Genomic DNA, 21,075 nt, shown 5'->3' with positions numbered 1-21,075 from the left:
CGGCGTTTTTTTATTAACATCCCCGGTTAAATGCCTAATTTTGCAGCATATACCTGAACTTATGGCCAAAGGACGAGACAAAAAACTGATAGAACTCCGTGATGAAGCCCTGTGCCGCCGTTACTATTACTGGACGGAGGTGCAGCGCCTGCGTTTTGATGATGCCCTGAAAGTGTTGTCCCGTCAGGAGTTTTTCATTTCCGAGGAGCGGATCATGTCCATTATCCGGTGCAAGTGCCGGGAGCTGAAGGACTTGGAGGTGAAGCCCGTCCCAAAGGTTAAGAAACCCCGCCTGACAGCCGTCCAGCTTTCCCTGTTCACGGGGGAATGAACCTTCCCCTTACTGCATGGCCGACTCGTCATGCAGCGTGAAGGAATAAACCGTCTCGTACACCTTGATGTTTCCCGGCAGCGAATAGTCCCGGCTCTTTACCCTGACCAGCGGGCTGGTCTCTTCCGTGCACTGGAACTCCTGCAAGGCCTTGTACAGCTCTTTGGCCTTCAGCTGCCGTTCCCTTACCTTGTCATAGGTTCCGGAGGTGTAGTGGGTGTCATCGTAGCAGTCAATGGCCAGTCGTATGGTGATGAGTGACTCGCTTTTCTGTACCCCGTAACCGAGGTCATTCCAGTCCGATTCGGCGTTCCCGACGAGCACGCAGGGGAAGGTTACCGGATAGTGGTCCTCCTCCGCCCCGGCTTCAAGCTGTCCGTAGTCCTCGTCAATGTATGACAGTTCAGGCATCTTTTCGGCGATGCGTTCCATGATCGCGATAAAAATTTCTTCCATGTTGTTATAAGTTTAAAATATTTCTGATTTCATTCTCCATTTTACGGTCTATCTTTTCGGACAGTTCCCGGCTTTCCCCGATAAACTGGCGTTGCGGTATTTTTATCCGGAGCTTTTTCTTTTTGGTCAGCGCCAGCCTTTTCCATTTCAGCGCTTCCTGATTTTCCTGCGGTTCATTGTTTGCGGCAGAACCCTTCTTTTTGCCTTTTCTTTTGCCCGTGGCGGCTTTTTTAGCCTTGCCTGAAGCCTGGTAATACTTCGCCCATGCAAAACGTCGCATTTGGGGCGTAACGGTCGGATGCACTTCTCCTCCCCAGTTATTGACCGGCGCATAGACGAGTTCGTTTGCCACCCTCACCCGGTATTCTCCCGGCATGTATTTGACGGAGCTGAAGAGATGGTTCCTTCCGGAGAGCAGCGTCCCGTAGTTCCCTGCCGCATCGGTCCGTCCCGAGGACAGCCTTTTCGCTTTCGGCCACGGGTGTAATCCCCCGTTTACGAATCCTCCCTGCCGGAAATTGTCCTGGAAATGGTCTTTTGCCATTCGTCCGGCGATAACCGGCATCTTCCGTTTCATTAGTCCATCCAGTTCTTTCCGTTTGGCTTTTAGCAGCTTTGAATATTCTTTTATGTCCATGAATGACTGAATTAAAAAATAATTTTATACTTTTGCAGCAAGGCGTTTTTTATGTGCCTTTTTGCGTTATGGAAATACCTAAACAAGTGTCGGAATTAGCAAACAGTAGCGGTTACAACTCCGTTGTCTTATCAGCCAGTTCCCCTGAAGGAAGCATCTATTCCGTGGGCTGTGTTGACGGGGATGGTTTTGAGTTGCCTGTCGGTCTTCCCGCCTTTATTCTGTTCGACGGCCAGTCCTGCCGTCTGGTGGACGGTGAGGAGGGGCTGGCACTTTCTTCCCGTTTATTTGGTGATGAATAGTCCCATGATTTTGGGATTTACCAGTTTGTTGTCTATTCTTATCACTCCCACACGGCCCGCTTTCATGCTCTGTATGTAATTGCTTGCATCATCCTTTCCGGTTTGCGGGTCGAAGAACCTTGTCTTTCCTTCAGTCACCTCCGCGCAGAACACGTGTGCGGAGCCGCCTTTCCAGGCACAATATATCTCGTATATTCCATCCTCTCTGAATTTTTCCCTGAAGTATTCCTTCAGCCGGTTTGCATTCATTACTTGATATCCCTTTCTGACCTGCCATTTATAGGTATAGTCATAATCCGGCTTTGTTCCGTCCCGGTTCAGGAAACGTTCTTCCCATGTGATACCTTGTTTTGCCATTTCATTGTATGCGCTTTGTCTGATGTTGGGTTTTGCCTCGATGTCAAACCCCAACCTTCTGAGCATGTGTGTCACGGTGCAGGTCTGGCAATTCACGCGGTATCCTTCTTCTTTTCCGAATTTCGGGTTCTCCTTTCCCTTGTTCGCCTGTTCGTATGTCATCGGCTTGCCTTTGGTAACGCCGAGTGCCTTTTCTATCTTGAGATTGTTGCAGGCGATATCGGTTTTTTCCTCCAGCGTCAGGTTGTCCGGCATTTCGGCTATCATTTCGTTGATGCGCCTGGTCAGTGCGTCCACGGCTTTTCTTGCTCCCGGATGCGCTTCAGTAACGTAGGGGTGTTTGTCTGAAAACAGTTTGCCGTCTTTTCCCGGATTGTTTTCCAGACCGTCATGTGCCTTGTTCTGCCCGTTTTCGTCCGGTACTGCTGTCGGCGCTTCATCCGTTGATGAGAGCGTACACTTGCAGTTCCACCGGTCCCCCGGTCTGTGCTCGTTCCAGAATGGATCATCGACGGGGCGTATGGTTCCCCAGAATATTCTGTGGTCCGCTCCCGGATGTATGGATGTGGACGGCATCCATTTGAGATTCGGCAATATGTCCTTTTCCCTTTCGAACTGTCTCCAGTCCGCGGCCTGGTGTGCCCGTATGACGGCCGTGTCGTATTCTGTACGCAGCCAATGGATCATCTGGTGGTCGGCTATGGGCATGGCTTCCTTCACCCACTGTTCAAACGGCTTTAAACTTCCGTTTTTGTCCAGCAGCAGCGCTGCCATGTCGTTCTGTGCCCTGTGTACCTTGAAAGCTGCGAACACGGCGTTGTTCATTCGAATTTCACGGTAGAAGTCATAATCCGGATCATCGGTTTTCCGTGTCCCAAACCCCTTGTCGGTGGCTTTGTTCATCGTTTTCCACGTGGCCTCGAACAGGTTCTCCTCGATGTCGGTCATGGGATGGAAATCTTTGCTGTATATGTTCTTCAGGGCTTTCTTCAGTACCTCTTCATCGAACGAGAATAAAGTTTCCACCTGTTTGTCCTCCATTCTGTAGAGGTCGTTTATCACCATTCTAAAGCTGCCCCGTCTCTCCCCGGGGCTTTCCCGAAAAAACGTTTCAGCCAGTTGTATGCGTTTTTAAGGGCATTTTTCTTTTCTTTGGGTGTTCCTTTACCGTGCTTTTCCAGTTCCGGTTCTTCTTCCGGATCCGGTTCATCCTCTTCCGCCTTTTCGGTCTCTCGGGCCTTCGCCGCCTCGATTTCCGCCGCTTTCTCCTCCTGGCGTTTCTTCAGCTCGTCATAGTTTGCCGGTTTCTCGATCCCGAATTCCTCGTAGAGGTAGTCGTCACCTACCGGCAGGTTGAAGTTCGTGCGCAGCTGTGTGAGGATGGACATCTTTTTCTCCGGTTCGATAAGCTTCTTTTCCGGATAGCAGAACTCCCCACCTGTGGTGTCTATTCCGAGCATTGCGAATATGTCGGCCATGTCATAGTTGAGCACGTCGAGGATGTCCTGCCTGTCGGAGAGCGTCACTTTCTCCTCCACGTCCTTGTGTACGGTTCCCAGTGCCTGTGTGCCCTTGTCGGAGGCTTCGGTGGTGAGCGTGTTTCCGAGGAACAGCTTTGAGATTTCGTTGTTGCAGCGCTCGCAGAGTTTGTCGTAGAGGTCCGCGCTCCCTGTCTTGTTCGCGGCTTCCACGAGCTTGAGCACCGTATCCTCCGCGTGCACGAAAACCGACAGGCTTCCGGTGCTGTCCGCGTCGTCCAGCGCCTTCTGCCGTGCCTCGTCGTCATCCGTGGGATACGTGTACTCCCTGATGGGCGCTCCGAACACTTCCGCGAACTGTGCCCAGTCCGCCACGTCGTTACGTTTGTATATCACCCAGATGGCTGCTTTCACCAGCAGTCCGGGATCGTCGGGTGAACCGATGAACAACAGGTCGGGGTACTCGTCCCAGGACGTCCCGGTGGTGTCCGTCTGGTGCCGCAGTATGAGCCTGCGCACGGGATCGACGTGTTTGCGCGGTATCAGGTCGTAGTTCACCCATTCCCCCTTGCGGTAGAACTGCACGAGTGAGAACCCCCAGAATTTGGCGTCCAGGATGTCCCCTATGAACTTCCGGAACCATGGGGACCTGATCTGCTTGTTCACCTTCTCGTCCGGCTTCCCGTTCCTGCGGAATTCTATGGAAGATGCCAGTGCGGCATTCTTCCGTTTCTCTATGACACTTGTCAGGTGCGTGTCCATGAGTATGTCGCTGAACAGGTCGTACAGCCTGAAGCGTCTGGAGTAGTCCACATTCTCGAAAGCCCTTACCGCGAGCATGTAGTCCGCTATGTCTATACCGAACCTTCTGGGCTGTGTCAGTATGATGGTTGCGGGTCCTTTCTGCCCGGGCCTCGGCAGGTTCCCGCTTTGGGTTATCTTTCCGGCCCCTTTCTTTCTTTTGCTCATATTACCAATGGTTTACACGTTTACGGTTGCTTTTGATAAGGAAATTGGATTTTGCCGCCCTCGTCTCTTCGGACAGCAGGGGCAGGCCGTCCACCGATATCTCCTCGGCCGCCACGGCTTTCAGCCATTCGACCGCCCTTTCGTGGCGTTCCTTCCGCAGCGGTGACAGGTTCCTCGGGTTATGTATGCAGAAAATGTGGTACACGGCTATGTCGATGGCCATCATCAGGACAAGCTGGTTGCGTTTGTCACCGGTTGCCGTGAATATTTTGTCACAGTCGTAACGTCTGGAAAGGTAGCAGCGCATCTCGGCGACGGCGCGGTCCTCGCATATCTCCACGACGGCGTCGTCCTCCCTTGTCAGTGCGTCCAGAATCTCGCGGTGTATGCTCGCGTCGTAGTCTGAAAGTTCGATAAATTTGCTCATAATGATAGGTATTGAAGTTTACACTCTGTACTTGTTTTGTGACCGCGTGCTTTTCCTTGTGACAATGACGGGCTTTTCCGACTGTCTGGCCTTGTGGTCTATAATTCTGTTTCCCCCCTCCACGCAGTCGGGTCCGTCTGCCGGATAGGTCAGTTGCAGGTTGAACAGCTTGAACTGTTCCGCCATCCGTTTCATGTGCGGGTTGTCCTTTTCGGCCTCGTTGAGTATCAGGTTCCCCTCCCGGTTGAGCGGTTCCAGGTTCGCCTCGATACGTGTGGCCTTGTCGGTTTTCTTCTCCTCGTCCCCGGTGATGTACAGTGATATTTTCCTTTCCCTGCGTATCCGCCGCACGATGGGCTGGAATACCTGCTGGAAAAAAGGATCCTGTAATTTGTTGTTCTCCATGTAACAGTACACGGTGGTTTTTCCGCCCACGAACTCCAGCAGCTTGATGTACCACTCTACAAATTCCGCGTTCAGCCCCCTGTCCAGGAACGTTTTTATCAGATAAAGCCTTCCCGCGAGTTTCCCGAGCAGGCACACCGTTTTGGTGGAACTTTTTTTCGTCTTGTTCTCTCCCGGTGCGGGGTCCCCGTATATCACCAGGAACTTGAACCTGGAGAGTGCCGGCACTTTCCCGTAGGTGATTTCCGCGAACACGCCGCCGTCCACCACCGGGTTGTTGAAGAACTCTTTCTGTGCCGCCGCCGCGCTCACCAGTGAAAGGAAGAGGTCGATATCCTCCTCGGAGTTCTTTTCGGGCCATACGGACAGTCCGTCCTTTCCCCGGATGTTGATGATATCCACGTGCCCGATTCCTTTCGCTTTCAGTTCGGTGGCCTTTTCGATGGCCCTTTTGATGCAGCAGTCCGGCGCGATGATGTTCCCGTTGAACAGGATGCGGTAGTTTCCCGATACGGACATGGTCGGTATCAGCGCCTCCTCCAGCCATTTCCATTTGGTTTTGATCCGTTCCGGATTCCGGCACTCCTCGTCGGTGTCTATATCGTCCACCAGGATGAAGTCCGGGCGGAAGTTCTTGTTACGTGTACCGCGCGGTGATTGCCCGGCTCCGATGGCGCGGAAGGAGCACCCGCACATGCAGGTGAATTCCCCGGTTTCCCACGCTCCCGGTTTTTTCTGCTGTCCGTAGTCCTGTATGATCCGCTGGTTCTCTTCGAAGTTCGCCATGAACGGCAGCAGTAGCCTTTCCGCATTGTCAGCCGAGTTGGAGATCAGCAGCACGTTGCGTATCTTTTTTGTCAGTGCCAGTTTGGATATCTCCATCATGGAGCGTGCGGATTTCGCCAGCTCGCGTGACCAGGCCCTTACCTCGTACCAGCGTTTGTTCCTCATCAGCCGTCCGGTGGCTTTTTTATGGAAGGCGGCGGATTCGCAGGTGCAATACATGGCGAAGTAGTATTTGAACCACTCCTCGTCGTTCTTCTCCAGCCTTTCCCGCCTCTGCCTGATTTCCGTTTCCGTGTCCGTGGGGTTGATGTCCGAATGTTCTCGCACGGATGCCACCAGCTCGTTCCAGCTGTCCAGCGCGAGCCTGTCCTGTGTTGTGAGTCTTTTCTTTGCCATGTCAGGATAATTTTGATTTGACAAACGCGTCCAGAAGCGGGGTGATCTCCTTCGCCTGCGTGGAATCGTAGGTCCGCACCCATTTGAGCAGGTCGGAGAACACGGAGATGATGTCCGCCAGCCCCACTTCTGTTTCCAGTTTCTTGATGGCGTTCGACAGTTTGGAAATGGTGTCCGCTTCCGCGGCGTTCGGGAACCGTTCCCCTTCCGGCTTTCCCATGATGGCGTTGTTGAGTTCCGCCAGCTGCCGGTACAGGTTCTTCAGCTGCTCCTCCCGTGTGATGGTTATGGAAGCCTTCAGCTGCTCCCAGTTTCCTTTGCCTATCCAGTTGTTCACAGTCACCCGTGAAACCCCCACACGCTCGGCTATTTCCGTCTGCGTGAGCGTTTCGCGGGTGTAGAGCGTTTTCGCCCATGCCTTTTTCTGCTCGTTTGTAAGTTCGGCCATATTACCTCCTTTTTTACGTGCAAAATTGATAAGGAAAAGGAGCGAAAAAAAACGCGCTCCGCATGATGACATTTTAAAGCGTCATGGCAATCCTTTAAAGTCTCCATGATGAAAACGCGGTTTGAAAAAGGCTTTTAATCCCCCTAATTTCGCACCGTAAACTTTGCAGGGAAGGACCTGCCAAAACGATAGTGACATGAGTAGATTTTTCAATATGATACCCGGAACCGATGCCTGTTGCATCCTTCTTTACGGTGACATCGGTGAGTACGATGATAACGTGCGCAGCGGTGATATTGCCCGTGAACTTCTGGAAGCGGAAGCCCTGACCGGGAAGGTGGACGTGCGTATCAACAGCAACGGCGGCGAGGTTTATTCGGGCATCGCCATTTTCAATGCCTTGAAGAACAGCAAGGCCGACATTACCATCTACGTGGACGGCATCGCCGCCAGCATGGCCTCCGTCATCGCCCTTTGCGGCAAGCCCGTGCAGATGAGCCGTTATGCCCGTCTGATGCTTCACAGTGTCCAGGGCGGCTGTTACGGCAACAAGGATGAGATGAAGGACTGCATCCGTGAGATCGAGGCGCTTGAGGATACCCTTTGCGAGATGTATGCCACCCGTATGGGCAAGGACAAGGAGGAAATCCGCGCGATGTATTTTGACGGCAAGGATCACTGGCTGCGTGCCGACGAGGCGCTGGCGCTGGGGCTTATCGACGGTATTTATGACGCTGACCCGGTACCGGAGGACAGTACCCCCGAACAAGTATTTCAAATATTCAATAACCGGCTGCACAAGCCACAAAACGAGAATAGCATGAATTTAGACGAACTCAAGAGACGTCCGCGGTTCAAGAACTGTGCGACGGATGACGATTTCCTGCGTGAAATCGGACTGCTGGAAACGGAGGCTGGCAAAGTCCCGGCCCTTGATGCCGAGGTCACCCGCCTGAAGGGCGAACTGAAGGTGTTCCAGGACAAGGCGGATGCGGATGACGCTGCCGCGCGTAAGAAACTGCTTGATGATGCGGAACAGGACGGCCGTATCGATGCCGCCACCCGCCCCATCTATGAGAACCTTCTGGCAAAAGACCGGGAGAACGGGGAAAAGGCATTGGAGAAGCTTTCCCCCAAACGTAGTGTCATGACCGACCTTCGTGTGAATCCGACGGGTGAAAGCCCCTGGAACAAGCGCATGAGCGAGATTAAGGACAAGTTGAACCATAAATAAAAACATTTGCCATGGCAATAGTAGTAAGAAACACGAATTACAACGGCGAGGTACTGGAGAAAATACTGGTCCTGGCCACCACCGGGAATGACCTTGTAGAAAAAGGTCTGATCATGGTGATCCCCGGTGTGGAGAAAAAAATCAGCCTGCCGCGTATCAAGACCGGCAAGATGCTCCAGAAGCGTAAGGAGAACCCGACTTTGGAAGACTCGAAAGGCAATTTCAATTACTCGGAGAAATCACTGGATCCGGAGGACTTCATGGCGTTCACGACTTTCAATCCCCGTGCCTTCGAGCATGTTTGGCGCAAGTGGCAGCCGAAGGGCAACCTCGTGTTTGCCGAACTTCCCCCCGAAGCGCAGAACACGCTTCTGGATGAACTTAGCAAGAGTGTGAAGTTCGAGCTGGGCTGGCATTACCTGAACGGCGAGTTCGGTTCGGACGACGACCACCTTTTCAACGGTATCCTGACCCAGGCGGCTAAAGATCCGGATGTGATCGTGGTTCCGGCTCCTTCCGATACTTCCATGATCGGCAAGTTGAAGGCTGTCCGCAAGGCTATTCCAAAAGCCCTGCGTGAGAATCCGAACCTGCGTATCCTGATGAGTATTGACGACTTCGACAAGTACGATGACGAGCTGACCGAACGCGAGTACAAGAACACGAGCGAGACGGACATCAACAAGAAGCGTTACAAGGGTATCACCATCGAGACGCTGAATTCCTGGCCTGATGGCCTTATCGTAGCCACGCTCTGCTCGATGAGCGCTGACGGCAACCTTTTTGCCGGTGTGAACCTCCAGGACGATGAGGAGGTGATCCAGATTGACAAGTGGATGAACTCCAGCGAGCTGTACTTCTTCAAGCTGCTTATGAAGGCCGACACGGAAATCGCCTTCGGCGAGGAGTTCGTGGTGCTTGACACCCGTGAGACTCCGGTGTTCAAGGTAGTGGAACGCAGCATTTCTGCCGATCCGGCCGCTCTTTCTTTCAAGGCCGCCGGTGAGAGCAAGGAGGTGAAGGTCACTGCCTCCGGTGATTACAGCGTGGTTTCCATTCCTGCCGGTTTCACGGCAGTCGGTACCGATGGCTTTCTGACGGTCACCACCGGTGTGAACAGTAGCGGCAAGGCGGTATCCGGCACACTTGTACTGGGCCTGGACGCCGATCCGGAGAAGAAGGTGGAGATAGCACTGTCCCAGGCGGCCGTTGATGAAGAGGAAGGCGGTGAGTGATGGGAAAGCTGAAGTATCTTGTCATCCATTGCACGGCCACTCCTGAAGGACGTGAGGTAAGCGGTGCGGAGATTCGCGCCTGGCATACGAACCCCGTCTCAAAGGGCGGCCGCGGCTGGAAGCAGGTCGGATATACCGACCTGTTCCATCTGAACGGTGGAGTGGAACGCCTGGTGAACAATAACGAGGACGCGAATGTGGACCCGTGGGAAGTGACCAACGGCGTGGCCGGTTACAATTCCGTGAGCCGCCATATCGTCTATGCCGGCGGGTGTGCAAAGGATGGTAAAACGCCTGCGGACACCCGTACCTCCTGGCAGAAAAAGGCGCTTGAGAAGTACGTGAAGGATTTCCATCGTCGTTTTCCCGATGTGAGAATCGTCGGTCACAATGAACTGGCGGCCAAAGCCTGCCCCAGTTTTGATGTACAGAGATGGCTTAAACAAATAGGTATAACTCAATAAATCAACAACAACATGAAAAGATTTCTTTTATTCTTTGTGCTGATACTCGGATTCGTGTCAGCAACTTTTGCCCAGACCGGTACAGTACCGGAAGTCGATTATAGCGCGATGATCACCACCTTTGCCGGTTTTGTCGGTGGCGTGGTGTTGCTCACGGAAGGGATCAAGGCTCTGTTTCCAAAAATGCAGGGCTTGGCGACACAGATTGTCAGCTGGTGTGTGGGCATTGTGGCCGCCATGCTTTTATGGTGGCTGGATGCGGGCTTTGTCGCTGATGCCACGTGGTATATCGCGTTGTGTTACGGGTTCGGTGCGTCCCTTGTGTCCAATGGTGTTGCCGATACGGGATTTGTCCAGTGGCTCATCGGACTGTTCGCGGGTAAGGATGCCGGTAAATAGGCTTTGACCTGAAAGACCAGTGTGCGTATGGACTTCAGTGCTGTCATGAATCTGGTGCTGGGCGGTGGTCTGGTAGCCACGATAATAGCCATCATCACCCTGAAATCAACGGTCAGGGAAGCGAGGGCGAAAGCGGAGAAGGCTACCGCCGAAGCCGAGACGGTACGGATTGACAATACCGAACATGCCACCCGTATCCTGATCGAGAATATTGTAGAACCCTTAAAAGAGGAACTGAATGAAAACAGGAAAGCTTTGCAGGCGACCCGGCGTGAAATGGCACGCCTCCGGAAAGCCATTGATACTGCCAACAGTTGCAGGCATCATGATGATTGTCCTGTTCTTTACGGGATGCGCGAGTACTCGAAAGAGCAGGACGGAGGTGAACCGGAACAGCAGCCTGTCGTCAAGCGCCGACAACGTGTCAAACGTGAGGCGGGGGTTGTTGATGGCGGGGATTCCGAAATCGGCGGTGAGCCTGACGATCCCTCCGGACAGCCTCCGTAAACTTCCCTCCGGTTCGTCCTACCATTCCAGGAACGGGCAGGCGGGCCTGACGGTGAAGAGCGATGCGGCCGGCAATATCATAGCGGAGGCATCCTGCGACAGCCTCCAGCGGCTGGTACTGTGTTATGAGGAGGAACTGACCCGTATCCGTAATGAGACACATGAGGACTCATTCACAGTTGAAACGGAATTTGAACGTCGCTTTAGTCCCGTTAAAATAGCGCTGGCCGCTTTTATAACCGGATGTGTTGCCGGCATAGTATTAACTTTCAAAATCAAGAAACAATGAATAAGAATTTCATGTACGGCGTCGGTGCCGTGAAATACAAGGACTTTGTGGTGGGTTACATAGAGAAGAATTCGTTTGACATGGGCGGGCAGAAACCCGAATCCGCCAAAATCGAGGCGGAGCAGGTGCCGGGAACCCCGGTGCTTATCATTCCCCAGTCGAATGGCAGCATCGCCCCCACGTTCAACGTTATCCAGCTGAACTACGAAAACCTGCATAGCTTGCTGGGTGGTACCATGCACTACAAGGAAGAGGACTCGGAAAAGAAAACCCCGATTGGTTGGACGGCCCCGACGGCAGCCGTGTTGCTGACCGGTCCGTGGGAAATAGCCCTTGTTTCGGGGCAGAGCATCCTGATTCCCAATGGCACGCTACTTTCCAATCTCGGCGGCAAGCTGACCCTGACAGAAACGGCGAAAATCGAATGCACGCTGGAAGTGGCCATGCCGGAAGACGGCTCCCAGCCCCATGGCGTATTCAATACGGATTCTATCCCGGAAGAGTGGAAACAGTATAAACTGCCTCCTGCTGAATCTGCCGCTGCTGCTTCCACTAACCCGGCCGAGGAGTAGCGTATGGACGAAGCTGTCATCAAGCAGATCCAGCGTGAGGGTGCGGATGCGCTGCTGGATATCGGTGTGAGCGTCCCGCTGAAAGCGTTTCATATCCCTTTCAGGAAATCCCCGCTGGAGCTGCGCGTGACCATGAGGCGGCCTTATATGTCCGGTCAGATTCTTTTTGCCCGGACATATTTGTCGATGGGGATCACCAGTGAGGAGATGTGGGGGTTCAGCAAGGAGGAGGAAATGCAGTTTCTGGCCTCTCACGGCAAGGCGGTGAGCCGTATGGTGGCCTATACCCTTTGTCGTGGCCCTTTCAGCCGCTGCGTGCTTTTGCGCCCGGTGGCATGGCTCATAAGGAACTTCATGGAACAGCGTTATCTGGTGGGTGCGATCAAGCGTTTTGTCAGCCTGATGGGTACCGACCCTTTTATACCTATTATCAGATCAGCCGAGCGGACGAATCCGATGAGCTTGAGACTGAGCCAAAGAAAGAAGGGGAGTTAAAGAGCCGTTATGAAGGCTCCCATAGCCCTTTCGGTTTTGTGTGGCAGATTGCCAGTGCCACCGGCTGGAGCGTGGACTATATACTGAACAAGGTGAATTACCAGACCCTGATCATGATGCTTAGTGACGCTCCCCGGTATGTCCGTGACAAGTCCGGATCTTCCGGTCCTGCGGATGAGCGGAGCGCCGAGGATGAAGCGGATGGAATAGTAGGATTTTTTCAAAGCAAGCTAAAATAGATGAAACCGGTACAAATAGAATTCCTTATGGTGGACCATTTGAGCGCCCGTCTTGACAAGGCCGTGGGCAAGATCGAGCGGATGTCCCAGCAGGCATCGTCCGCCAACAGACAGATCCGGGAACTTGACAGGAGCGGTTCCCTGTTGAACAACACCGTCGGCAAGCTGGCGGCCGCCTTTACTATCAAGGAGCTGGTGTCGAACATCACCAAGGTACGCGGCGAGTTCCAGCAGCTGGAGGTGTCGTTTCAGACCATGCTCGGCAGTGCGGAGAAGGCCGACACCCTGATGCAGCAGTTGGTACATACGGCCGCGACCACTCCTTTCGGCCTGGAGGATGTCGCGCAGGGTGCCAAGCAGCTTCTTGCCTACGGGTTTGGAGCGGAGAAAGTGAACGAGACGCTGATCCGCTTGGGTGACATCGCTGCCGGACTTTCCATCCCTTTGAACGATCTGGTCTATCTTTACGGCACCACCATGTCCCAGGGACGGCTTTATACACAGGACCTGAACCAGTTCACCGGCCGGGGCATCCCTATGATCGCCGAACTGGCCAAGCAGTTCGGCGTGGCTGAAAGCAAGGTGAAGGAGCTTGTGGAGGAAGGCAAGGTCGGTTTTCCCGAAGTGCAGAAGGTCATAGAGAGCCTGACGGACGAGGGCGGAAAATTCGGTGGTCTGATGGAGGCACAATCCAAAACGATAACCGGACAGATCTCCAATATAGAGGATGCCGTTTCAATGATGTTCAATGAAATCGGGCAACAGTCGGAAGGTGTCATCAACACCACGCTTTCCGGTGTTTCCTACATGGTGGAGCATTACGAACGTTTCGGTCGTATCCTGCTCGGGCTTGTCGGCACGTATGGTGTGTACCGGACCGCCGTCATGACAGTCACGGCCGTGAAAGGCTGGGCGGTGGCTGCGGAGGCGTTGCATTACAACTGGCTCCTGCTGGTTGAGAAAGCGCAGAAGATGCTCAACCGGACCATGCTTTCCAATCCCTATGTGCTGGTTGCGACCCTGCTTGCCGGTGTTGCCGTGGCACTGATCTCCATGAAGACGGAAACCGAACGTTTGCAGGAATCCGAGGAAAGGTATCAGCAGCAGAAGCAGAAAACCATAGAGGCCGAGGAAGAGCACAGGCGCAAAATAGAGGAGCTGTGTTCCATTGCCGGGGATGAAGCCGTGTCCACGGATGCCCGGCGTGAGGCGCTAAACAAGCTGGAACAGAAATATCCGGATATATTCTCCAAATACGACACCGAGTATGAGAAACTGAAGAATATCAAGAAAATCAAGGAAGAGATAGCCCGATTGGAAGCCGGTGAGTCCATATCCAATCCCGCCAATGAATTGAAACGTGTGGATGACAGGATAAAAGAACTTGAAGGCAAGACCCGGTTGGCAACCGAATATTACCAGGACAGCTACGGGCGGCAAAGAGCCCGATATGTCCAGAAATCCGCACGTTCAAGGGATGAGGAGGCAGAGCTTCAGAATCTGTACGGAAAACGCAAGAGCCTGAACGGACAAATCCGCAAGGACGAGGTAAATGCCTATTTCGAAAACCTGACCGGTGTGAGTAACGAGACCCTTGCACAGCAGATAAAGCAACGTAGAACCCTGCTTGCCCGGATGTCTGTCCAGGAGAAGGAACACGGAAAGATTACGCAGGGTGACGAAAATCTTACCGGAACTTATTCCCGTGACGAACTGAAGTATCAGCTGAACAAACTGGTTTCGGAACAAAACCGGCGTAACCTGCCCACGGATTCAAGCACTGACTGGGTGGCTGCGGCAAAAGAGAAATACCAGGACGCGCTCAAGGCTTATAACGCCTTTCTTCAGGAAACGTCCAACAGCCTTTCCCGTGAGGAGTTTGAGAAGAAGGCGAAAGAACTGAAGGATGCCGTCGATACCGCCAAAAAGGAGTACGACAAGGTCAAGCCCGGTGAGGATAAGGATTCCGAGGCCGAACGGAAGAAGGCGGACAAGGCGGAGAAAGAAGCCCAACGCCGCAAACAGGTTTCTGAAAAGCTGGGCCAGGAACTCGCCGGGCTGCAAAGGAAGAATGACGAGGCGGAGATTGAGATGATGACCGAGGGGCTGGAGAAGAAGCTGCGCCAGATAGACAATGAATACCAGGCACGCAAGGATGAAATAGCCAAGCAGGAAGCCGGTTGGAAACGTGACAACGCGAAAGCGGGGCAGTCCGGTTCGCTGTCGGAAGATCAGCAGTCCGAAATAGACAAGGCCCGTGAGCTGAACGAGTCCGGCCGACAGAAAAAAATAGCGGAAGCTTATCGGGAAGAGTTCGGAGTGATGCAGGAATATTTGCAGGCCTACGGCACCTTCCAGCAGCAGAAACTCGCCATCGCGACCGAATATGCGGAAAAGATACAAAAGACGACATCCGGCAGCGAGAAGCTCTCTCTCGGTGTTGAACGTGACAGCAAACTTGCCGGCATCGAAGTGCAGGAACTGAAAGCCCGTATTGACTGGGGTACTGTCTTCGGTGAATTCGGCGGGATGTTTTCCGATATGATAAAGCCTGTATTGGCGGATGCCAGAAAATACATGCTCACTGACGAGTTCCGAAATGCCGACCATGCCAGCCAGGACGCGCTTGTCTCTGCCGTCCAGCAGATGGAGAGGGCTTTGGGCGGTTCCGGCAAGGTCAGTTTCAAGAAACTGGGTGCCGAGGTTACTGCCTACCAGAAAGCCCTTTCAGACCTGAAGGAGGCACAGGCGGTGTATGCGGACACCTATACGGCACTCATTGCCGCCCAGAAATCATACATTGAGGCGCAACAGTCCGGAACCGAACAGGAGAAGGAGTCCGCCCGGCAAGCCCTGGAAACGGCGCAGGCCAATGCCGATGCCGCGAGTGAGAATATAAACGCCTTGCAGGAAACGGCTGACAGTGCCCGGCAGTCCCTCTCGAATACTGCCTCCGGTCTGAAGGCCAGTATGGAGAATGTGAGGGACGGATTGCAGCAGATTGCCTCCGGCAGTATCAGCGGGGCGTATAATGGCCTGATCACACTCGGCAAAGGTGCCAAGGAAGTGGACGGCAAACTGGGCGAGGCTTTCGGAAAGGTTTCCGAAACACTTGAGGATGTGCCTGTTGTCGGCTGGATTGTAAGTATTATAGACCTTTTCAAGGATGGTTTGAGTGTGGTCATCGGTGGCCTGCTCGACGCGGTGTTCAATGCCGTGAGCGGTATTCTTGACGATATGCTTTCCGGTGATCTTTTTGTGACTATCGGAAAATCGCTGCTTTCCGGTGTGGGCAAGATATTCGACGCATTGACCTGGGGCGGATTTTCCTCCTGGACGACTTCAAGCAATGCCAAAGAGGTCCAGGAAACCATCGACCGGCTGACCGAGCGCAACGAGACCTTGCAGACGGCTATCGAGGACCTGACGGAGGAGATCAAGGCGAGCAAGGGTACAAAGTCCGTGGCCGCCTACCGGGATGCCTACAGGCTCCAGCAGGAGACGAACTCGAACTATCTGGACATGGCCATGTCGCAGGCCGGCTATCACGGTTCGCATCACAGCTGGAATTATTACTGGGGCGGTTTCTCACAGGAACAGATTGACCGTTTGAGCGGTCAGATCGGGCGTAGCTGGAACGGTGACATCTGGAACCTAAGTCCGGAGGAGATGAAGAAGTTGCGCAGTAACGTGGACATGTGGACGCAGATCCAGGATACCGGCAAGGGCGGATATGGAGGTCGTCTGACCGAGAAGCTGGATGACTATATCGACCAGGCGGGCAAGCTGGAGGAACTTACCGACCAGCTGTATGAAGGTCTCACCGGTATTTCCTTCGACAGCATGTACAGCAGTTTCGTGGATAACCTGATGGATATGAAGTATGATGCCGCAGCCGCGGCGGAGGACATATCCGAGTATTTCATGCGTGCGATGCTGTCAAACAAGATCGGTGAGCTGTATTCCGACAAGCTGAAAGGCTGGTGGGAGAAATTCGGCAAGGCGATGGAAGACAATGACCTTACAGAAGCCGAGCGTAAGGCCCTCCAGGACGAGTACATGAAGTATGTCGAGGAAGCCGTCGCTCTTCGTGACAATCTTGCCGCGGCCACCGGGTACGATAACTCGGGCGGTACGAGCCAGAGCGCCAAAACCGGCGGTTTTTCAGCCATGACACAGGACCAGGGTACAAAACTGGACGGCATGTTCACCAGCGGGTTGCAACACTGGTCGAGCATCGATGAGAAGATGGAGAGCGTCATCGACAAGATGAACACCGCCGAGGGGCATCTTGCCCGTATCGAGGAGAACACCGGCACGAGCGCGTCGCACCTTGGCAAAATAGAGGAAGAGATTCGTAAAATCAATCGTGACGGAGTAAAATGCAAATGATATGGAAAAGATATTAGGCGGTCTGGTACTTGTCAACGGTACCGACATCTGGAGTACATACGGGGTGTTCCTCGTTGAGGACAAGCGCGGCGGGATGGATAACCTGACCGCCATCCTGACCCCGAGCAAGACGAAAACGGACACGGCTGTGAATATCCGGGAGGAGGACGGGGAGAAATATTCCTCCGTGCTGACGCCCAGGAACGAGGCCCGTGACGTGACGCTTCATTTCGCCCTGTTTGGCAAAACGCAGGCCGGCTGGCTGAAGAAGTATTTCGAGTTCATCAATTTCCTGAAGAAAGGCCGTGACGGGTGGCTTGAGATTTCCTTTCCCCAACTTGCCCTGACTCTCCGTGTGAAATATACGGATTGCAGCAAGTTCCAGCCTCTGACCTATCTCTGGAAGGAAGGCGTGCACGCCGGCAAGTTCAAGGTGAAGTTCCGGGAACCTGTCCCGGTCATATAAATGTGATTCAAACCCTATTCAAACGACGTTTAAACAAGATACAGACATGCTGACCATCTATGACAGCAACGGCAACAGACGGACCGATATCGAGGCGGGCGACAGCTCCACCCAGGTGAAGGAGGTGCAGGGTGACAATGTCCTGACACTCTCTTTCACGCATTACGAATATATCGCCCTGGACGTGAATGACCGGGTGGACTTTGAGGGTGAGCGCTACTGGCTGACCGAACGGTACACCCCGAAGCAGAAGAGTGGCCAGGAGTGGGTATATGATTTGAAGTTTTACGGTATCGAGAGCCTGGTGAGACGTTTTCTTGTGCTGGAGACCACCGACGGGAACACCGAGCCTGTGTTTACGCTGACAGCGACTCCGCGTGAACACGTGGCCATGATCGTGAAGTGTATCAATGACGGAATGAACCACACCACCGACTGGAAAGTGGGGCGGGTGGACGGTACGGACCTTATCGTCATCGATTATGAGGGGAAGTACTGCAACGAAGCCCTGAAAGAGATAGCCGAAGCGGTCGGCGGGCAGGCTGAATGGTGGGTGGAAGGCCAGACCGTGAACGTGTGCCGGTGTGAGCATGGCGAGGAAATAACGCTGGGCTACGGGAAGGGACTGACCGGAATCGAACGCGACACGACGGGTACCGACAATTTTTATACCCGGTTGTTCCCGGTAGGCAGCACGCGGAACATAGATCCGTCAAAATACGGGCATAGCCGACTGATGCTTCCGGGGGGCAGGCAATATGTCGAGATACATACGGAGGAGTACGGCATCTATGACCGTTACGAGCAAGACGCCTTCAGCGGCATTTATCCCCGCAGGATCGGGGCTGTCAGCAGTGTGCGCAGCGAAGATGTGAAAGATGACGACGGCAACCCTTTCACGGTCTATTATTTCAGGGACGACAGCCTGAACTTCGATCCGAACGATTACGAGCTGCCCGACGAGACCAAACGTGTATCGTTCCAGGACGGTGACCTTTCCGGACTGGGGCAGGGTGAGGACCACTATTTCGAGGTGAATTTCAACAGTGCCACCCGTGAGTTCGAGATTATTACGATATGGCCCTATGATGATGACACGCAACTCCCCGGCGGCAAACTTATTCCGAAATCCGGTGACCGTTATATTCTCTGGAATATCCGTATGCCGGACGAATATTACCCGCTTGCCGAGGAGGAGTTTCTTACGGCGGTGGAACAGTTCAATACCGAATGCTGGCAGGATCTTGCCGTTTACAAGGCCCCGACCGACCATGTGTGGATTGAGGAGAACGGTGTTTCCCTGTCCGTAGGCCGCCGTGTGAGACTTGAAAGCGAGGAGTATTTCCCCGAAACCGGTTATCGCAGCAGCCGCATCACGAAAATTACCCGGAAGGTGAACCAACCCGGGGAGATGGACATTGAGATCAGCGATGCCCTGCATAGTGGTGCGTTTGAACGGGTGAATGACAGTATCGGGGAACTGAAAAACTATACGAAGTCAAAGGCGGAGGGTGCCGCGCTTCCTGACATTATCCGTAGCTGGGACAAGACACTGCCTACGGACAACAATCTTTTTTCCGCGCGGAGAAGCCAGGCGGAACACATCAGCAAAAAAAAGAATGACCGTGCAAAGGGGAAGATCACCTTCGAAGCGGGAGCCTCTTTCGGACAGGAGGATAATGCGGGTATTGATGACAAGGGCAATGCCGGGCTGCTGACCCTTGTCGTGCGTGAGTTCCTTCGCAGCCCGAAATTCGTGGACGGTCTTTTCGGTGAGGGGTGGCAGCTGTGGATGGAGGACGCTTTGTCCCATCTGACCATCGACAAACTGACGGTACGCCAGGTCATGGTAGTATTGGAGCTGCTTATCGAGAAGGTACGCAGCGTCGGCGGCCAGCTTTGTGTCAGTGCCGCCAACGGGAAAATAAAGACCGCTGTTCTTGAGGGCGGTTACTGGAGGATCACCTTCGAGCAGGAGAACACTTTCGTGGCCCATGACCTCATGCGCTGCCAGACCTTCAGCGGCGGGAATTTGAAAAGCTATTGGGTTGAGGTGGCCGGCGTGGAGGGTGGTTCCATCCTCGTGGGCGAGGACGAGTTCGGCGCTTCTCTTCCGGAGTCTGGTGACGAGTGCGTGCTGATGGGCAACACGGAGAATCCGTTGCGCCAGAACCTGATCCTGATCTCCGCCACCGAGGACGGGCAGCCCCGTGTGGACGTGATGGACGTGGTGAAGGCGAAGAACTTCACCGGCTGCCTGCGTGCCCGTCTGGGCAACCTTGACGGTATCAGTGACGACTGGTTCCCTTCAGACAACCAGCCTCACGGTGATGGCCTGTACAGCGACAACGCCTACCTGCGTGGTACGTTCCTTCTGGTAACGGGCGAGGATATCAAGACGAAGTTCGAGATAGTCGAGGGGAAAATCGTCAGTTCCGTCACCGCCCTGCGGAATGACTTCGCCACCGAGCGCGGCTACCTGAATAACCCCGCCTTTGATGACGGCCTTATGAAGTGGAACACGGAGAACGAGACCGTGTTCTTCCTTGTGGGCAACCGGTGGATCTGGGCGAACGGTAACGTCTTGACGAGGAAGGGTGACAGCGCGAGCGTGACCGAGGATGACGGCCGTACGGTTGTCCGGATTCGTAACAAGTACATCCTCCAGAAACGTGAGAACCTGAAAAGTATTCCCTCCATGCCTGAAAATGACAGTGGGGAGAAGGAAGCCGTCCCAGTGTTCCTGACTTTCTTTTACCGCTGTGCCAAGGCCGGCACGCTGCGTGTGGAGTTTGTGGGTGTGGATAAGACAGGCTTTGCCAATTTCAACAGCATGGAGGTGGAGGAAGAACTGTCCGCGACCGACGGGTACGTACAGTACACCTGTAGCGGACTCTGGAACGGTACAGGTGATTTTAAATTGAGTTTTACCGGTGATATTTACCTGTATATGCTCATATTGAGCACCGACCGTGTGGAATCCCTGACACACCGTTATAAAACCCTTTTCGAGCAGTCGGAGCGTCTGGTAAAGATTTCGGCGGCGGTGTTCGACAAAGACGAGAACTTGCTGGAAGAGACCGGCCTGATGGTTACTTCCAAATATTCCGGGTTGTATGCCATTGACGGTGATGGAAATTTGAAATCCCTTGTAGGTGTTGGGGGTGACGGCGTAAAAATCAAGGGCGATAATATCACGTTGGAGGGGCTTGTTACGGCTAATGATAATTTCAAGATTCTGGAAGACGGTAGTATTGAGACGCGCAACGCCAAGATTTATGGTACAGTGTATGCCTATGAGGGTAAAATCGGCGGTTTTACGATTGATTCCGGACGGTTGTACTGGAAAGCCGGTGATTATTTCGGCAATGATTCCCGCAGTCTGAAACTTGGTGTCTCACAAACGGACATGGAGGGTATTGTGGATGTGTCCTTTAATGCCGCCACGCAGGGACGGTTCGGTGTCAAGGCCGTAGGCTCGAATCTGGGTGGTGCCGCTATCTATGCCTCCAGCAAGTCCTCTGGTCAAAGCTATCCTATCAGAGCCAATACTTATGCCGGCTATTTTGACGGTGGTGTGCATGTGAACGGGGCGGTGTATTGTGGTGATATCCTGTCGAACAATTACGGTACGGGATGGAGCCTGGCCAGCGATGGGACATACAGTTACCGAAAGGGTGTTTCAGGTACCTTCCAGTGGGCTGTAAAGAGTAATTTTATAACTTATAACTATACCCTTGAGGTTGTTAATGGAATTGTCGTTAAGATGACATATATCTAAAAATAAAGGA

21 protein-coding genes are annotated in these 21,075 nt (G+C 53.5%); 14 read left to right on the top strand and 7 right to left on the bottom strand.

Annotated elements, in window-relative coordinates; translation table 11 throughout:
* Positions 1–61: 61 nt before the first annotated feature.
* Positions 62–331, top strand: a complete 270-nt coding sequence (locus KFO40_RS19445) for a hypothetical protein (RefSeq protein WP_008652653.1) — start codon at positions 62–64, stop codon at positions 329–331.
* Positions 332–340: 9 nt separating this feature from the next.
* Here KFO40_RS19445 and KFO40_RS19440 read toward each other — a convergent pair whose 3' ends face one another.
* On the bottom strand, positions 341–787 hold the full coding sequence (locus tag KFO40_RS19440; protein ID WP_004327410.1) for a hypothetical protein: 447 nt from the start codon (positions 785–787) through the stop codon (positions 341–343).
* Positions 788–791: 4 nt separating this feature from the next.
* The gene (locus tag KFO40_RS19435) at positions 792–1,424 is read right to left on the bottom strand and encodes a hypothetical protein (protein ID WP_042971665.1); all 633 of its coding nucleotides are present in this window, start codon (positions 1,422–1,424) and stop codon (positions 792–794) included.
* A 68-nt stretch (positions 1,425–1,492) separates the two neighbouring features.
* On the opposite strand from KFO40_RS19435, the gene KFO40_RS19430 reads away from it, so the two are divergent.
* A complete protein-coding gene (locus KFO40_RS19430; RefSeq protein WP_005846335.1) occupies positions 1,493–1,726 on the top strand; it encodes a hypothetical protein in 234 nt (77 codons plus the stop codon).
* Here KFO40_RS19430 and KFO40_RS19425 read toward each other — a convergent pair.
* The 5 genes from KFO40_RS19425 to KFO40_RS19405 are packed head-to-tail and all read right to left on the bottom strand — an operon-like array spanning position 1,709 to position 6,992.
* Entirely contained in the window at positions 1,709–3,124 is a 1,416-nt protein-coding gene (locus tag KFO40_RS19425; RefSeq protein WP_004325662.1) for a toxin glutamine deamidase domain-containing protein, read from the bottom strand. The genes KFO40_RS19430 and KFO40_RS19425 overlap by 18 nt on opposite strands.
* Positions 3,125–3,141: 17 nt before the next feature.
* The gene (locus KFO40_RS19420; RefSeq protein ID WP_008761787.1) at positions 3,142–4,530 is read right to left on the bottom strand and encodes a DUF935 family protein; all 1,389 of its coding nucleotides are present in this window, start codon (positions 4,528–4,530) and stop codon (positions 3,142–3,144) included.
* 1 nt (position 4,531) lies between these two features.
* Positions 4,532–4,957, bottom strand: coding sequence for a phage protein Gp36 family protein (locus KFO40_RS19415; RefSeq protein WP_004327405.1), 426 nt, complete (start codon positions 4,955–4,957; stop codon positions 4,532–4,534).
* An 18-nt stretch (positions 4,958–4,975) separates the two neighbouring features.
* The gene (locus KFO40_RS19410; RefSeq protein ID WP_195196110.1) at positions 4,976–6,544 is read right to left on the bottom strand and encodes a hypothetical protein; all 1,569 of its coding nucleotides are present in this window, start codon (positions 6,542–6,544) and stop codon (positions 4,976–4,978) included.
* A gap of 1 nt (position 6,545) precedes the next feature.
* On the bottom strand, positions 6,546–6,992 hold the full coding sequence (locus tag KFO40_RS19405; RefSeq protein ID WP_195196111.1) for a DDE transposase family protein: 447 nt from the start codon (positions 6,990–6,992) through the stop codon (positions 6,546–6,548).
* A 196-nt stretch (positions 6,993–7,188) separates the two neighbouring features.
* On the opposite strand from KFO40_RS19405, the gene KFO40_RS19400 reads away from it, so the two are divergent.
* Genes KFO40_RS19400 through KFO40_RS19345 form a run of 12 tightly spaced genes read left to right on the top strand, consistent with a single transcriptional unit; the run spans position 7,189 to position 21,065 of the window.
* Positions 7,189–8,226: a head maturation protease, ClpP-related gene (locus tag KFO40_RS19400; protein WP_005846345.1), complete on the top strand. Its 1,038-nt coding sequence runs from the start codon at positions 7,189–7,191 to the stop codon at positions 8,224–8,226.
* Between the two features lie 11 nt (positions 8,227–8,237).
* Positions 8,238–9,461 carry a BACON domain-containing protein gene (locus tag KFO40_RS19395; RefSeq protein ID WP_195196112.1) on the top strand — a complete coding sequence of 408 codons (1,224 nt, stop codon included), beginning with the start codon at positions 8,238–8,240 and terminating at the stop codon, positions 9,459–9,461.
* Complete coding sequence (locus KFO40_RS19390; protein WP_004327421.1) at positions 9,461–9,925, top strand: N-acetylmuramoyl-L-alanine amidase; 465 nt, start codon at positions 9,461–9,463, stop codon at positions 9,923–9,925. Before KFO40_RS19395 ends, KFO40_RS19390 begins: the two co-directional genes overlap by 1 nt.
* 12 nt (positions 9,926–9,937) lie before the next feature.
* Positions 9,938–10,324 (top strand): hypothetical protein, encoded by a 387-nt coding sequence (locus KFO40_RS19385; RefSeq protein WP_004327422.1) that lies wholly within the window; start codon positions 9,938–9,940, stop codon positions 10,322–10,324.
* Between the two features lie 27 nt (positions 10,325–10,351).
* On the top strand, positions 10,352–10,831 hold the full coding sequence (locus KFO40_RS19380; RefSeq protein WP_004327423.1) for a hypothetical protein: 480 nt from the start codon (positions 10,352–10,354) through the stop codon (positions 10,829–10,831).
* Positions 10,797–11,120, top strand: a complete 324-nt coding sequence (locus KFO40_RS19375) for a hypothetical protein (protein WP_025066778.1) — start codon at positions 10,797–10,799, stop codon at positions 11,118–11,120. The genes KFO40_RS19380 and KFO40_RS19375 overlap by 35 nt, the downstream gene beginning before the upstream one ends.
* Positions 11,121–11,131: 11 nt before the next feature.
* Positions 11,132–11,692, top strand: a complete 561-nt coding sequence (locus KFO40_RS19370; RefSeq protein WP_008667129.1) for a hypothetical protein — start codon at positions 11,132–11,134, stop codon at positions 11,690–11,692.
* 3 nt (positions 11,693–11,695) lie between these two features.
* Complete coding sequence (locus tag KFO40_RS19365; RefSeq protein ID WP_195196113.1) at positions 11,696–12,187, top strand: hypothetical protein; 492 nt, start codon at positions 11,696–11,698, stop codon at positions 12,185–12,187.
* Between the two features lie 38 nt (positions 12,188–12,225).
* The gene (locus KFO40_RS19360; RefSeq protein WP_005846360.1) at positions 12,226–12,426 is read left to right on the top strand and encodes a hypothetical protein; all 201 of its coding nucleotides are present in this window, start codon (positions 12,226–12,228) and stop codon (positions 12,424–12,426) included.
* On the top strand, positions 12,427–16,818 hold the full coding sequence (locus KFO40_RS19355) for a tape measure protein (protein ID WP_195196114.1): 4,392 nt from the start codon (positions 12,427–12,429) through the stop codon (positions 16,816–16,818). It abuts the gene before it with no gap.
* Position 16,819: 1 nt separating this feature from the next.
* The gene (locus KFO40_RS19350) at positions 16,820–17,284 is read left to right on the top strand and encodes a hypothetical protein (RefSeq protein ID WP_004326780.1); all 465 of its coding nucleotides are present in this window, start codon (positions 16,820–16,822) and stop codon (positions 17,282–17,284) included.
* A 46-nt stretch (positions 17,285–17,330) separates the two neighbouring features.
* The gene (locus KFO40_RS19345) at positions 17,331–21,065 is read left to right on the top strand and encodes a hypothetical protein (protein WP_211146711.1); all 3,735 of its coding nucleotides are present in this window, start codon (positions 17,331–17,333) and stop codon (positions 21,063–21,065) included.
* Positions 21,066–21,075 lie beyond the last annotated feature (10 nt).

Origin of the sequence: Bacteroides sp. 1001302B_160321_D4, from assembly GCF_015667765.1 — a bacterium.
Lineage (GTDB): Bacteria > Bacteroidota > Bacteroidia > Bacteroidales > Bacteroidaceae > Bacteroides > Bacteroides xylanisolvens.
This window is presented reverse-complemented; position numbering and strand designations above follow the sequence as displayed.

Excerpts from the sequence above, each read along its gene's own strand:
- KFO40_RS19445 (WP_008652653.1), top strand. The coding sequence starts at position 62 with ATGGCCAAAGGACGAGACAAAAAACTGATAGAACTCCGTGATGAAGCC.
- KFO40_RS19440 (WP_004327410.1), bottom strand. The coding sequence starts at position 787 with ATGGAAGAAATTTTTATCGCGATCATGGAACGCATCGCCGAAAAGATG.
- KFO40_RS19435 (WP_042971665.1), bottom strand. The coding sequence starts at position 1,424 with ATGGACATAAAAGAATATTCAAAGCTGCTAAAAGCCAAACGGAAAGAA.
- KFO40_RS19430 (WP_005846335.1), top strand. The coding sequence starts at position 1,493 with ATGGAAATACCTAAACAAGTGTCGGAATTAGCAAACAGTAGCGGTTAC.
- KFO40_RS19425 (WP_004325662.1), bottom strand. The coding sequence starts at position 3,124 with ATGGAGGACAAACAGGTGGAAACTTTATTCTCGTTCGATGAAGAGGTA.
- KFO40_RS19420 (WP_008761787.1), bottom strand. The coding sequence starts at position 4,530 with ATGAGCAAAAGAAAGAAAGGGGCCGGAAAGATAACCCAAAGCGGGAAC.
- KFO40_RS19415 (WP_004327405.1), bottom strand. The coding sequence starts at position 4,957 with ATGAGCAAATTTATCGAACTTTCAGACTACGACGCGAGCATACACCGC.
- KFO40_RS19410 (WP_195196110.1), bottom strand. The coding sequence starts at position 6,544 with ATGGCAAAGAAAAGACTCACAACACAGGACAGGCTCGCGCTGGACAGC.
- KFO40_RS19405 (WP_195196111.1), bottom strand. The coding sequence starts at position 6,992 with ATGGCCGAACTTACAAACGAGCAGAAAAAGGCATGGGCGAAAACGCTC.
- KFO40_RS19400 (WP_005846345.1), top strand. The coding sequence starts at position 7,189 with ATGAGTAGATTTTTCAATATGATACCCGGAACCGATGCCTGTTGCATC.
- KFO40_RS19395 (WP_195196112.1), top strand. The coding sequence starts at position 8,238 with ATGGCAATAGTAGTAAGAAACACGAATTACAACGGCGAGGTACTGGAG.
- KFO40_RS19390 (WP_004327421.1), top strand. The coding sequence starts at position 9,461 with ATGGGAAAGCTGAAGTATCTTGTCATCCATTGCACGGCCACTCCTGAA.
- KFO40_RS19385 (WP_004327422.1), top strand. The coding sequence starts at position 9,938 with ATGAAAAGATTTCTTTTATTCTTTGTGCTGATACTCGGATTCGTGTCA.
- KFO40_RS19380 (WP_004327423.1), top strand. The coding sequence starts at position 10,352 with ATGGACTTCAGTGCTGTCATGAATCTGGTGCTGGGCGGTGGTCTGGTA.
- KFO40_RS19370 (WP_008667129.1), top strand. The coding sequence starts at position 11,132 with ATGTACGGCGTCGGTGCCGTGAAATACAAGGACTTTGTGGTGGGTTAC.
- KFO40_RS19365 (WP_195196113.1), top strand. The coding sequence starts at position 11,696 with ATGGACGAAGCTGTCATCAAGCAGATCCAGCGTGAGGGTGCGGATGCG.
- KFO40_RS19355 (WP_195196114.1), top strand. The coding sequence starts at position 12,427 with ATGAAACCGGTACAAATAGAATTCCTTATGGTGGACCATTTGAGCGCC.
- KFO40_RS19350 (WP_004326780.1), top strand. The coding sequence starts at position 16,820 with ATGGAAAAGATATTAGGCGGTCTGGTACTTGTCAACGGTACCGACATC.
- KFO40_RS19345 (WP_211146711.1), top strand. The coding sequence starts at position 17,331 with ATGCTGACCATCTATGACAGCAACGGCAACAGACGGACCGATATCGAG.